Source organism: Segatella copri, assembly GCF_019127135.1.
GTDB lineage: Bacteria > Bacteroidota > Bacteroidia > Bacteroidales > Bacteroidaceae > Prevotella.
Map to the genome: position 1 here is coordinate 67319 of NZ_JAHOEA010000010.1, position 13064 is coordinate 80382.

Annotated in this window: 10 protein-coding genes; 4 read left to right on the top strand and 6 right to left on the bottom strand. The window is 43.5% G+C overall.

All coding sequences use genetic code 11. The annotated features are described in order from the left end of the window. Window position 1: 1 nt before the first annotated feature. Window positions 2-835 (bottom strand): DNA adenine methylase, encoded by an 834-nt coding sequence (locus KSW37_RS04515; protein ID WP_217313457.1) that lies wholly within the window; start codon window positions 833-835, stop codon window positions 2-4. After that, entirely contained in the window at window positions 832-1851 is a 1020-nt protein-coding gene (locus KSW37_RS04520) for a DNA adenine methylase (RefSeq protein ID WP_217313456.1), read from the bottom strand. The genes KSW37_RS04515 and KSW37_RS04520 overlap by 4 nt, the downstream gene beginning before the upstream one ends. A gap of 301 nt (window positions 1852-2152) precedes the next feature. Between KSW37_RS04520 and KSW37_RS04525 the strand changes: the two genes are divergently transcribed. Next, complete coding sequence (locus KSW37_RS04525; protein ID WP_217313455.1) at window positions 2153-2419, top strand: hypothetical protein; 267 nt, start codon at window positions 2153-2155, stop codon at window positions 2417-2419. A 270-nt stretch (window positions 2420-2689) separates the two neighbouring features. Here KSW37_RS04525 and KSW37_RS04530 read toward each other — a convergent pair whose 3' ends face one another. Both KSW37_RS04530 and KSW37_RS04535 read right to left on the bottom strand, forming a co-directional pair. Next, window positions 2690-4207: a hypothetical protein gene (locus KSW37_RS04530; RefSeq protein WP_217313454.1), complete on the bottom strand. Its 1518-nt coding sequence runs from the start codon at window positions 4205-4207 to the stop codon at window positions 2690-2692. Between the two features lie 62 nt (window positions 4208-4269). Then, the gene (locus tag KSW37_RS04535) at window positions 4270-7086 is read right to left on the bottom strand and encodes a TonB-dependent receptor (protein ID WP_217313453.1); all 2817 of its coding nucleotides are present in this window, start codon (window positions 7084-7086) and stop codon (window positions 4270-4272) included. A gap of 677 nt (window positions 7087-7763) precedes the next feature. Between KSW37_RS04535 and KSW37_RS04540 the strand changes: the two genes are divergently transcribed. Together KSW37_RS04540 and KSW37_RS04545 are read left to right on the top strand one after the other, a co-directional pair. Continuing rightward, window positions 7764-8081 (top strand): helix-turn-helix domain-containing protein, encoded by a 318-nt coding sequence (locus tag KSW37_RS04540; protein ID WP_144152966.1) that lies wholly within the window; start codon window positions 7764-7766, stop codon window positions 8079-8081. Next, entirely contained in the window at window positions 8071-9330 is a 1260-nt protein-coding gene (locus KSW37_RS04545; protein ID WP_217313452.1) for a type II toxin-antitoxin system HipA family toxin, read from the top strand. Before KSW37_RS04540 ends, KSW37_RS04545 begins: the two co-directional genes overlap by 11 nt. Window positions 9331-9361: 31 nt before the next feature. Here KSW37_RS04545 and KSW37_RS04550 read toward each other — a convergent pair whose 3' ends face one another. Together KSW37_RS04550 and KSW37_RS04555 are read right to left on the bottom strand one after the other, a co-directional pair. Then, window positions 9362-9985: a hypothetical protein gene (locus tag KSW37_RS04550; protein WP_217313451.1), complete on the bottom strand. Its 624-nt coding sequence runs from the start codon at window positions 9983-9985 to the stop codon at window positions 9362-9364. 55 nt (window positions 9986-10040) lie between these two features. After that, a complete protein-coding gene (locus tag KSW37_RS04555; RefSeq protein WP_217313450.1) occupies window positions 10041-11177 on the bottom strand; it encodes an AAA family ATPase in 1137 nt (378 codons plus the stop codon). 170 nt (window positions 11178-11347) lie between these two features. Here KSW37_RS04555 and KSW37_RS04560 point away from each other — a divergent pair, with 170 nt between their 5' ends. Continuing rightward, window positions 11348-12913 (top strand): ATP-binding protein, encoded by a 1566-nt coding sequence (locus tag KSW37_RS04560; RefSeq protein WP_217313449.1) that lies wholly within the window; start codon window positions 11348-11350, stop codon window positions 12911-12913. The last annotated feature ends 151 nt before the right edge of the window (window positions 12914-13064 follow it).

Sequence of the window (13064 nt, forward strand, 5' to 3'; positions counted from 1 at the left end):
CTCAATAGTTTGTAATTAATACTTCTTTTGTTTTGCTAACCGCAGCCTGATAGTTGGAGTTGGAATAATCAGCTTTCAGATAATTGATGTTATATCTGTTGGCCCATCTTGCCAAGGTCTCGTTGTTCATACCTTTGTGCTCGATAACATTCGACAAAGCAAAGCTGATTCCACGCTCGTTGAGGTCATCCAGTTTTTTGAAGAGAAGCAGGTCGTCTTGTTCGCTCCAACCTGCAAATCCTCTTTTGCCATCATTATACGAACCACAGGATATTAAATAAGGTGGGTCTGCATATAGAAAGTCTCCTGTGCTCATAAACGTAAGGTCGAACTCTCTGAAGTTGCAAACATGAAATTCTATGTTTTTTAGGATGTTATGCATTTGTTTGAGATTGTGCTCGATGTTGGCATTGTATGAGCTCCTGTTTATGCCGAATGGATTGTTGAACTCTCCTTTATTGTTGAATCTGAACTGGTGGTTGAAGCCGTAGCAAACAAGCATGAATAGGTGAAGCGGTTGGTGTGTCCGATTGTATTCTTTGCGTAGAGAATTATATCCGTCTCTGTTTTGTTTGCTTAGTTGATATTCTTCGATAACCAGTTGAATTTGCTTTGTTAAATCATCTATGCTGGTTTCTTTGAAATATTCAAAAAGACTGATGACGTAATTGTTGATGTCGTTACAGATTATGCGTTGGGCATCTACATTGATAGACACGTCAAGTCCTCCAGCAAATAAATCGACAAAGGTATTTATCTGTTTTGGAAACAAAGGAAGTATTTGGGGCAATAGCCTGTACTTCCCGCCGATGTAATTGAGAGGAGACTTCATCATAGTTTTTTTTCGATAAAATAGAGTTGTTCCTTTAAGCCTGCGGCATTGTTTGGAATTTTGTTTTTATATCTTCTGTAGTCATATTCGAACAATCTGAATGTTTGTCTGATTCCTGCTTCTTGAATGATTTGAGACATTATGTCTGTGGACAGCAAACTTTCGTTGTTGTATGATAATAAGATGTATCTACAGTTGAGATTTGTCAGTAATTCCCGAAACGCTTGTTCTGCCTTGCTCTTCTTGCAGAAATCCGACATCTTTTCGGGATCGATACGCATGCCAGTTATACCTTTTATCTGTGGGTAATCGTATCTTGCAATAGTTTCGAGTATATGATAGTTTGGCATATATTGCCTGCCATTATAGGGAGGGTCGAGATAGGCCAAATCGCTGACTACTTGCCGAGCAAAATCAGTGGCGTTCATATTGTAGCATTTGCAATCAACGTTACTGTGCAAAATTTCTGTTTCTTGGAGAACTAAAGAATTGTAAGTCCTTTTGTCCCAGAATTTCAAGTATGCTCCATAAGTGCCAGTTATGTTGGACACATATGGTACGGCATTGATAAGCAAAGCTAAAAGATAAAAATATTCACTTTCAGTAATTTGTGGTTTCAATCGTTCTATCTCTTGCCTTATCAAGTCTATCTTTATGGCATTTTTATTTTGGAAATACATCCTTTTACTATTCTCGTTTGGAGAATAGTTCTGGTAGATAAAAGCTGTATTGATGTCGAACCATTTGGCATTTTCGATGGTTAGAGTGTTGAGGTGATTGATAGTTTCTTTCAACTTTGGACTTATAGGATTGTCCATTTCCAACATTCCTTTGCTCAATACGTACGACATATATAAACTGTCGTTAGAGTAAACGGAGTATCCGTTTTGCTTAAAGAATCGTGACACGACTCCTGTCCCCGAAAATACATCAGCAATGGTCTGAACATTCTCGGTGTTTTGGTCGATGACATTTTTGATGTTGGACAACATCAATATCTTACTTCCTATGTAGCGCATACAGTATCTTTGATTGATAGTTTGCTAATTGCACCCAACTATCAATCCGCAAAACGCAATAGGGTATAAAAAAGGCGTGATGCCTCTTATCGCGTTTAGCACGGGGCGGCCTCGGAATGGAGCCCCGGAATACCTAATAAGAATGCATCACGCCTATGGCGTGTGCATCGCTGTTGGTATTCCAGAGGCTACAATACGAGCCACCTGTCACATATTATTTTCGTGCTTTTTATTCCAATTAGAGTTTCCGAGGCTCTTGGCTAAACGCGAAATAATAGCGAATGCGTAATTTTTACCCACAATGTCTTGGAAAAATGCCGTGAAAGGCGAAATTCCTATGCAAAGGTACAATAAAAAAATGAAAAGGTGGAATAAATGCATCTTTATTTTTAAGCAAACGGCTTTCTTTTTGTTTTATAAGGTGAAATTACTAAAAAATAACATTGTAAATGGGCAAAATATGCTGTCAAAAGCTGTATTGAAAAATATAAGCAAGCAAAGAGAAGTGAATGCAGAAAATGCAATCAACGAGACTGCCATGGCTGCAGAAACTCGCAAGGTTAGATAGGCAATCTTGTTTTCGAGAGATAGAAATTTATATCCCTTAGTTAAGGAGACTGTCTTAGGCAGACTTGATACGGTGAAACGCCGTACATGGGTATTGACAGGCATCTGAACTGTTGCAAAATATGCGCCAGTTGCGTTTTGTGGTTGTTGCAAAAAATGCAATAACCTCATTTCCCTCCATAACCCAACAAAAAAAGCATGGCGCAAATCACTGCGCCATGCCCCAATAAAAGAAAACCTTATAGTCAAAATAGAAATTAGCTATTCTTCTTTAGTACTTCGCATTTTGAGGATCAAAGTTGGTCCAGCCGCTCATCCAGTTGGTGCTGCCATCGAAGGCTCCGATGTAGGTTACGGTGTCGAAACCTGTCCAGCCGGCGAAACTTGCGGCATCGAGCAATGGGCTTCCTGCGATAGGAGTATAGCCATCTGCACCAACCAATAAGGTCCATGAATCAAAATACTTGTTGCTCTGCTCTGCAAAGAAGAAGGTGTTGCTGTATGACTTCTGATTCTTGTCGATATCCTTCTTGTTCGCTGCATCGTAGAGGTAATCCTCATACTGCTTGTTGGCATCAGTGCCAACGGCATCCATACCAGCGAAATATACATTCTGAAGCTTGAACTTGCCATCCTTGGCATCCTTTACAGTTTCACCCTTCTCACCATCAATAATCAAACCGATAGGCCAGCCTAAGGCCACTGAGTTGATGCAGTTGAGGTTAGAAGAACGGCGAATCTGCATGGCTGACTGGAACTTGCCAAGGGCTGAACCATTGTTTGGATTGTATGCACCGGCATTGATATAATCTGTGGTGTTCTGGAACTTATTATCCAATACCTTAGGACCTACGAAGGTGATGTTAGAGAAGGTTGCCTTGGTACGAGGATCCACGGTAGCACCATCGGCACAGTTGTCGCTCTCGAAACCGTTGCTCTGAGAGGTATCGGCTATCTTGCTGTCACGCAGTGAAAGACCATACTGCACCTTTCCTGAGAAACCGTTATCGGTATCGAAATCGTCATCCCAACCCTTGTAGGCTACGAGATACTTGCAGTTTACGGTACCGCCAAACCACTCGAAGGAATCATCATTGGAATAAGATACCTGAACGTGGTCTATCTCTGTGCCTGAACCTACAGAACCTAAGGTTAAACCATTGATTTCCTTATCCTTCTGGAATGGATAACCGGCAAACTCGATGCGTACATAACTTAAGGCTCCTGAGTTGTCTGCATCATCTGCGCCACCATGCTTGGTACGAGGACCACCCTCTATCTGCTGCTCAGTCTGGTTGTTCTTAGCCTTGCCGCAGAGAATGATGCCACCCCAGTCGCCAGGCTTTCTGCTGCCGGCAGCCTCTTCAGATGTAAAGACAATAGGCTCTGTGGCTGTACCCTTGGCGATGAGCTTGCCGCCACGCTCTGTGATGAGTGCCGCCTTGGTCTGCTTGTCGCCCTTGATGATCGTTCCCGGTTCGATGGTAAGCTCAGCACCATCTGCAATATATACCCATCCCTTGAGGAGATAAGTGCCTTTCTTCAAAGTCTGCTTGCCTGTGAAGACGAATTCCTGGTCGCCGTTACCAATCTGTGTTCCGTTGGCGTTTTCCTTGTCATCTGTTTCGAAGAGGATGTGGTCGCAAGCCTTCAAGCCGCCATTGGTTGTCCACTTGTAAGCTACTTCTGATCCAGAATTTGGATCGTCATTATCACTGCTGCAGCTGCTCAACATGGCAGATGCTGCGAGGATGCCCATGCATCCTAAAAAATACATCTTGTTCATCATTATTTCCTGTTTTATTAAACAAACATCTATTATTATCTTTCTTGAAATTCTACGGATAGTCTCTAAAATTTATAGATTGCCTGCAAACCGATATTTCTGCCCGGCTTGTAGCATCTTGCAATTTCTTCCACTTCCTTCTTGCTTCCGTCGCTATACGTTACATCAGCAAACTGCTTGTAATATATCTTTTCTGCAAGAAGATCCCTTACGTTGAGCTTCAGCTCCAGATGGCCTCCGAATTTCTTAGCCAGCGAGAAGTCGATGGTGTTGCGGGGCATCTCGTAGCTGTGAGGCACTCGGGAATTGGAGTCATCGCCTGTGCTTCCTTCGCTTCTGCCCACACCGATGATTCGCTTGCCTATGCGGTTGTAGAGCAGGGCGATATCCATCTTCAATGGCTCGTTTTTATAGAAGATGCCGGTGTTGATAAGGTATGGCGACTGACCCTGCATCGGTCTGTTTTCCTCTTTCGAACCCTTCTCAAACTGCACCTTGCTCTTGATGAGGGCACCATTAAACGACCAGCTGAAATCCTTCAATCCTATGAAACCGAGATTCTTTCTGATATCCAGCTCAACACCGTAATTGTTGGCACTCTTCGCATTCTTGTAAGAATAGATGAGGTCTGTGCCGCCTGCCACCGTGTAGGTCCACTCGATAGGAGAATCGAAGTGCTTGTAGAAGACAGCCAGCGAAATGAGCTCTCCACGGGATGGATACCACTCATATCGCAGGTCGAGGTTATCGACATAACAGTTCTTCAACTCAGTGTTTCCCTGCACATTGCTGGCAAGGTCGAAGTCGTAATACACCGACGACGATACTTCACGGAATTCTGGTCGGTTAATACTGCGGCCATACGACAGTCGCACCTGGTGCTGGTCGTTAATCTTGTATGTTGTACTGAGAGATGGAAAAACATCATCGGTCTTGTAATGACGGCTCGATTCACTCTTCTCGTAGTCACGGGAATTGGAGATGAGTTCCATATCATTATGCTCGAAGCGGACACCGGCGTGGATGCCGAGTTTGCCAAAGGGGAGAGACAACGCCAGGTATCCTGCGCCTAAGGTGTTGTGTCCGCGGTAGTTATTGCGCATCTGCTTTTCCTCCAGAAGATACAGCTTGTCGTAATCCATGTTTGCCTCGCTGGAGAGCAGGGTAGGGATGTCGCTGTGGCGGAAGTCGGATGGCATGTTGTTAGCTGAAACATTCCAGTTGTAGATGAAGTTGCGGGTCTGGTATTCTCGGCTGCGATACTCCCCATAGGCACCCACCTGCAAGTCTGGCTCAAAGTTGCCAAACTTGAAGTGGTGCTTGTCATTTACACCAAGAGAGAGAATGTGTTCGTCGAGTTGAGTCCACTCGCGGGATATGTCGTTGCCAGTGCTCAGGGCATAAACGCCCGATTCAAGAGCATCGTCGATGAGGTATCTACGACGGTCAGGCAAATGACGGTTGGCATACGCATACCCGATACTCCAGTCAAGGGCATCGCTAGTGAAGGTGTGCTTGCCGGTAAGCTGACCGTTATATGTAGTTCGACTGCGGTAGTAATACTCTGCGCTTCGCTCCAAATTCGACTGGGCGCTCACGCCATCACGCCAGGTATATCGGCTGGTAGCCAACTGGTTGAAGATGTTCTTGAGCTGATACTTGTGGTTGCCGTCCTTGGAAAGGAAGGTGAAGTTGAGCATTGCTCCGAGTCTCACGTTATTATTATACTGGTCGTCAACAGAGTGACGAAGATAGTTCGGCTTGTCGTTTGCCGCATCATAGATGCCATAGAGATTGTTCTCCATGTTCTCGTAGGTGCGGTATTCGTTGGTATAGTTCAGGGCGGCGAGCATGCCGAGTGTTCTTCCGCCGAGCATCCAGCGCTGGTTTAGGCTGGCTGCCAGTTTCAAGTCGCCCAAAGGCTTCTTGTTCTTCACGAGCCAATCGTTGTTAAGTCCGTTTCCCTGGAGCGAAGTAGCATAATCGCCCACCGGTTTTCCGTTGGCATCGAGCTGCGGATTCAAGTCAGCATGGATGCCCCCATTCAGGTTTCTCAAGCCATTGTCGAACCCAAGGAAATCGGTTCCGGAACCTTTTGAGTAAGAGAAGTCCTTGAAGGCAGAAGATGTATTCCAGTTTCCGCCTATGGCGATGTTGAAACTGTTTTCTGCCGGAATCTCCTTGGTGTTGACGATGATGAAACCGCCCGAGTAATCAGCAGGATATTCAGCCGTTGGCGACTTCACGATGGTGAGGTTGTCGATTTGCGAACTTGGGATAATGTCGAAGGAGAATGCCCTGGAATCAGCCTCAGAACTTGGCACTGCTCCTCCGTTCACCCACACATTGTTATAACGCTGAGACAATCCTCTTACCATTACGAATTTATCGTCGATGAGGCTCACGCCTGGCACTCGGCGTATCACCTCACCCGCATTCGTATCCTGAGTTCTGGATATTTCCTGTGCCGAAACATTGCTCACGATGACGGGACTGTTTTTGGCCACCTGTATCATTGCCGCATCCGTATTACGCCTTTCCACTGCGGTAACGGTCACCTCCTTCAGCTGCTGTTCATCAGGTTGCAGCGCGATCACCTGGTCTGCATCCTTCGCCTGAACCCCGTCAATTTTTTGAGTCTTATATCCTACATAATTTATATATAGTGTATATTTCTTGTCTTTATCCAATCCATCGATCTGGAAGTTTCCGTCGATGTTGGTGATAGCCTTCACATTGGTTCCATCCACAGTGACGACTGCACCGATGAGTGTCTCTTTCGATTTCTGGTCGATAACCACACCCTTAATCTGTTGCGCCCACGTTGGCATGCTAGCCGCCGAGAGCAATCCTAATACAATAATTCCCCTTTTAGCATTCATAACCTATATCGTTTGATTTCGGTTGCAAAGGTACGGCAGCATTATTACACCATGGTTGCAATGAAGTTGAAAGGCATTGACGAAGCTGCGACAAAGATGTTACGGCATGCTTTTCCTGTTGCAACAACTAAAAAAGTTTAAACATTTAACCTGATGTTATGAGATAAATATAGAAATAACTATATTTGCAGCATGATTACGGAATATGGTATAGAGGCAAAGTCTAATTCTGAGATTATATCAGAATTGGGAGGACGATGCTATACATATAAACATAAAATTTTAAAGCTATGAATATGAGGAGATTTATATTTTTTCTGATTGTCTGCGAGTTTATGTCTTTGGCATGTATTGCTGCAAATAAGACTATAAAAGGACATATTGTAGATGAATTTGGTAAGAACGTTGAATTCGCTAGCGTATATGTAGATAGTATATATGCGGTATCTGACAAGTAGCGGTAATGGTGAAATTCATTTTCCTGCTTATTTCAAGAAGGGCTGTGTGAGAAATCTGTGTACAGATAGGAAAAAGAATTTGCCAGTAACCTTGGGCGTTTCTCTTTATGGTATATCTGCAAAGCATCTTCTGTAACATTTTTTATTGCAATAACTAAAGATATTTAAATATTTAACCCTATATTTGGCGATAAATAAAGAAATAACTATATTTGCATCATGATTACGGAATATGGTATAGAGGCAAAGTCTAATTCTGAGATTATATCTGAATTAGGAGGACGATTCAAGCAATATCGTCTGTTCAGCAATCTCACTCAGAAAGAGGTGGCTGTAAAGGCTGGTGTGAGCATTTTCACCATTAGCCAGTTTGAAAAAGGCGAAGCTAAGAACATAGGCTTTGGCACTATTCTTTCTCTGTTGAGGAGCATCGGATTCCTGGAGGAAGCAGAGAAACTCTTGCCGCCATTGCCAATGCTGCCTAGCCAAGTGAAGAAAATGAATGAAAAGAAGGAAAGGGTAAGACATGAAAGATAATGTTGTGCAGGTGAATTTGTGGGATAAGAATGTAGGCTTGTTGTCTTGGGATGACAAGCGCAGCTGCTCTGTCTTCCAATTCGACAAGAATTTTATGCAGTATGGATGGAATATTGCTCCATTGGTAGCACCGTTGGATTCTGTTTATGTACAAAGAACTTTCCCTATGTCGGGAAACAGAGAAAAACTTTATGCCGGTTTGCCAGAGTTCGTAGCAGATTCTCTGCCTGACCATTGGGGAAATGTGGTCTTCCAGAAATGGATGGAAGCCAATCATCTGCAATCCAAAATGGTAAATGCAGTGGATAGACTGTCTTTTATCGGTAAGAGAGCAATGGGTGCCTTGGAATTTCAACCTGCTCATATCCAGGAGGATGCATCTGTAAATATCGAGTTGGCTTCACTTTATGAACTTGCCAATAAGATATTTCTGGATAGGCAGGATGTGAACATTGATATGAGCAACAGTCTTATTCTTGAAGATCTGTACAAGGTGGGAACTTCCGCTGGTGGTCAGCGTCCTAAGGCGATTATCGGCATGGATGAAACTACAGGTATTATTCGTTCTGGGCAAGCCGATTTGCCAACCAACTTTAAGCACTATATATTGAAGTTTGATACAAGCAGGAAAAATGAACTTCCTTTTACCAGGGTAGAGATGGCTTATTATCTGATGGCTAAGGATGCCGGTATCAATATGATGCCTTCTCGTTTGGTAGAGATTGAAGGATCCCAGAATTTTCTGACCCAACGCTTTGATAGAGTGGAGGGTAGAAAAATATATACTCAGACTTTAGCTGCCATGAGTTCCTTGGCTGATACTTACGAAGATTTGTTTGTGGTGGGTAGAAAACTGAAATTGTCTGCAGAAGAGCAAACCCAGCAGTATAGAAGAATGGTGTTTAATGTTCTTGCAGAGAATGTTGATGACCATACCAAGAACTTCTCATTTGTGATGTATCCCAATGGAGAATGGCATATATCGCCAGCTTACGACATCGTGTTTTCCGCCGATCCTGATTCGCATTTCTATCGTAACCATGAACTTACGATTCTTGGCAAGCGAAAGAATATAACGAAGCAGGATTTGATGCTTTTTGCACAAAGACAGGATATCAGTAATGCTTCTAATATCATAGAAGAAGTGGAAGACATAGTGATGAACTTCAAGTCTTATGCCGAAAAAGTGGAAATTGATGAGCACTGGATACGCAAAATAGAACGGGTTTTGGAAGAAATCCGTAAGTAAGCGATTTCATCAGGCAATATTTTTAGCCCCCTTACTCCTTTATCTCTTTCATGTTTGCAGGATTATAGGGAGTCAACTGTTGCATCTCCTGCTCTGTTGCTTCAGGCAAGGAAGGTATCTTGTTTCTGATACAGAAATCGGTAATGGCGGCAGCTGATTCTTTGGGAGTAGAAGAATCCGGTTTGATGGATTGCTTCTTTTCTACATACTCCTTTTCCGTGATATATAGCTCGGTAATCACATGGATGAGTTGCTGCTGCTTGTCTTTCTTATGAGAGAAAAGATAGCTGTTGTCAGATTTCTGGAAGAGCAGGTCCTTGAAGGAATAGTAATCTTCAGGACTTATCTGATAGGTTTCCACCACATGGTCGTAGATATCTGTCTGGGTATAACCGAAAAGCTGGTGCGTCAGATTCTTGTAGGTAGGAAGCTGGTTGATTTCTATCTGACAAATATTCCGGCTACTGTCCTTTTGAATACTGCCTATTGTCTGCTGATTGAGCAGGACGAGTTGAGAGCCCAGTGAATCTTTCAGATGATATTTCTTTCGATATTGCTCAATAAGTGTCTTCTCTTCCTTGTTCTGTGCCATGAGACTGGTAGGAAGGAAGAGAAGAAGCACAAACAGATATTTCATATAATGATGATGTTTCATATTGATGATGCTTTAAAAAGAATACTTAATGATGTGTTTATATGAGCTGTTGCTTCTACAGGGAGGTTGCGCAGTTCTTCCTCAACCACATCCCGAAGAAGCGGTTGCAGATGATATAGCTGCCATTGTACTTGTAGATGAATTCTCTATTGATCAGCGTCTTGAGAGCAAGACTCACGCTGCTGGCAGCAGGCAAGTTGTGGCGGCTGATGAAATCCTGCGAAAGAATGGAGGTGACAGCCTTGTCCTGGGCAATGGCAGATAGAAGGGCTGCCTGATTGTCAGTAAGGGAATCGTAGTAATTCACGAATGCCACTTCCTGCTCGTTCACCAATTCCAGGGTTACATCATCAATTTCCGCTGTCGTAATTTCCTTTCCGTTCTGATAGAGTCGGTTCAGAATATCCTGGATATACCAGGTTTGACCATCCACCTTATTATATAGATAGGCAAAGGTATCAGAATCCATGGTCAGATTCCGGGTTCCCATCCATCTGTTGGCAAAACGATGATACTCATCCTGGTTGATGAGAGGAAGGTTGAGAATTTGCGAACTCTGATAGAATGGGCGCTTTGCCGACAGGAACATATCGGTCATCATGTGCTGCTTGCTGCCTGCAAAGATGAAATATACATTCGGCAAGAACTGGATGTAGGAGCGCAGCAGGGCCTCTGTGCCATCTTCGGGATATTCGGCTATCTGCTGGAACTCGTCTATGGCAATATAGATTCGTTTCTCCGATTGTTTCAGATACTCGAAGATATGTTTGAGAGAATCCTCGCGCTGGCTTGGCGAAACCGTAATCGAGAACGTAGGTATTCCCGTCATCTCATCAAACGACATCGTAGGCTTGTAGCCGGCAAAGAAAGTGGTAATCTTGCGCATGGCAGTTTGCGAGAAAGTATCAACCTTCCCGATAACCGTCTTTGCCAATAATTGGATGAATTGGCTCAGATTTCTTGTGGCATTGATGTCGAGATAGAAACAATGCGTTTCAGGCTCCTGCTTGCTGATGTTCTCAAAGACATGGTGTATGAGTCCCGTCTTTCCGATGCGTCGAGGAGAGATGAGCACGATGTTACGCTCATTCTGCAAAGCCTTCATGATGACTTCCGTCTCTTTTTTGCGGTCGCAGAAGTATTCTGCTCCCTTATATCCGTAGATAACAAATGGGTTATTCAGCTGTTCCATAACGTTTTATAGCTATTCCATATTTTGTGTTACATGTTTTATGAAATGCAAAGATACTACTTTTTATGTAACTATCGCCACTTCTTTTCCTAATAAATTTTAAAAATATACTTGGCTAATTCAGATTTTCTTCGTAACTTAGCAGCGCAAAACGTAAAGCATGTAGGAATATGGCAAAAATAGTAAATAAATATCCTGTAGGAATTCAGACATTTGAAAAAATCCGCAAGAATGGCTATCTCTATATAGATAAGACCAAATATATCGTGGATTTCAGGGAAAAGCAGATGTCGTATGTCTTTCTGAGTCGTCCAAGACGATTCGGCAAGTCGCTCTTTGCCTCTACCCTCCAGGCTTATTTTGAGGGAAGAAAGGAACTTTTCGAGGGATTGGCCATTGCTGATTATGAGAAGGAATGGGTGAAGCATCCTGTGCTCCACTTCGACCTGAGCGGTGCCAAGCATATGGGCGTGGAACAGTTGGAAAGATATCTGGCTGATATGCTTGAAGAGCAGGAGACGGTCTGGGGGTATAAGACGCATCAGGTGGATGCCAATCTCCGTTTGAAAGATCTGGTGAAAAAAGCTTATAAGCAGACGGGTGAAAAGGTGGTTGTCATCATTGATGAATATGATGCTCCTTTGCTGGATGTTGTGCATGAGGAGGATGATCTCAAGCAGTTGCGTCTTATCATGCAGAACTTCTACAGTCCTCTGAAAAAGCTCGACCCATATCTGGAGTTCACCTTCATCACCGGTATCACCAAGTTCTCGCAGCTCAGTATCTTCAGCGAACTCAACAACCTCGACAATATCAGCATGTTCGACCAGTATTCGGCTATCTGTGGTATCAGCAAGACGGAACTTACTACACAGATGAAACCGGATATTGAGGCTATGGGTGAAACTCTTGGTATTACGTACGAGGAGTGCCTGAATGAGCTGACACAATTCTATGATGGTTATCATTTCAGTGAGAATTCAGAAGATATCTTTAATCCTTTCAGTCTGGTAAAGGCACTGAATGCAGGAAAGATTGCTCCTTATTGGTTTGGTTCCGGCACTCCATCCTTCCTCTTGAAACTATTGGATAAGTATCATGTCAATCTGGCTTCTCTGGAGGGCCAGGAGGCAGTATTGAGCTCCTTTGATTTATCTACGGAGGAAATGACGGATGCCTTGCCTTTGCTTTACCAGAGCGGCTATCTGACCATCAAGAAATATGAACCGATGTTTCGGGAATATACGCTGGGCATCCCAAACAAGGAGGTACGCGATGGATTGCTCAATTCGTTGATTCCTCATTATGTGAATCCTCGCCGTTCCGACAACGATGCATTTCTCTTGGGATTCTGCAAGGCGGTTTATCGAAACGATATTGAGGCGGCTTTGGAGCACATGCGCACCTATCTGGCTACAATACCATACGATTTGGAGAATCATAGCGAGAAGCATTATCAGACCATCTTCTATCTGATGTTCAGTTTCCTGAATATCTATATCCGTACGGAAGTGAAGAGTGCCATTGGCAGAGCTGATGCCGTGATGCACATGCCTGATACGATATATGTCTTCGAACTGAAGGTTGATAAGAGTGCCGATGAGGCTTTGACCCAGATAGATGAAAAGGGCTATATGCTGCCTTATCATTCTGAAGATAAGCGATTGGTAAAAATCGGTATCAGCTTTGACAGCACCCAGCGAACCATCAGCGAATGGAAGATTAAGGAAGAATAAAAAAGAAAAAAATGAACCTGTGCAGTCAATTGTTGATGAGGGAAAAATCCCTCCGTAAGTATATTAGCTTCATCGTCCATCGAAAGTAGTTTCATCAGGCACCGAAACTACTTTCGTTGCCTGATGAAGCTAACTTTGTTTTTGGGGGCTG

Coding starts and splice junctions, on each gene's coding strand:
- KSW37_RS04555 (WP_217313450.1), bottom strand. CDS start 11,177: ATGGAACAGCTGAATAACCCATTTGTTATCTACGGATATAAGGGAGCA.
- KSW37_RS04525 (WP_217313455.1), top strand. CDS start 2,153: ATGTCTTGGAAAAATGCCGTGAAAGGCGAAATTCCTATGCAAAGGTAC.
- KSW37_RS04550 (WP_217313451.1), bottom strand. CDS start 9,985: ATGAAACATCATCATTATATGAAATATCTGTTTGTGCTTCTTCTCTTC.
- KSW37_RS04520 (WP_217313456.1), bottom strand. CDS start 1,851: ATGCGCTACATAGGAAGTAAGATATTGATGTTGTCCAACATCAAAAAT.
- KSW37_RS04560 (WP_217313449.1), top strand. CDS start 11,348: ATGGCAAAAATAGTAAATAAATATCCTGTAGGAATTCAGACATTTGAA.
- KSW37_RS04515 (WP_217313457.1), bottom strand. CDS start 835: ATGATGAAGTCTCCTCTCAATTACATCGGCGGGAAGTACAGGCTATTG.
- KSW37_RS04545 (WP_217313452.1), top strand. CDS start 8,071: ATGAAAGATAATGTTGTGCAGGTGAATTTGTGGGATAAGAATGTAGGC.
- KSW37_RS04540 (WP_144152966.1), top strand. CDS start 7,764: ATGATTACGGAATATGGTATAGAGGCAAAGTCTAATTCTGAGATTATA.
- KSW37_RS04530 (WP_217313454.1), bottom strand. CDS start 4,207: ATGATGAACAAGATGTATTTTTTAGGATGCATGGGCATCCTCGCAGCA.
- KSW37_RS04535 (WP_217313453.1), bottom strand. CDS start 7,086: ATGAATGCTAAAAGGGGAATTATTGTATTAGGATTGCTCTCGGCGGCT.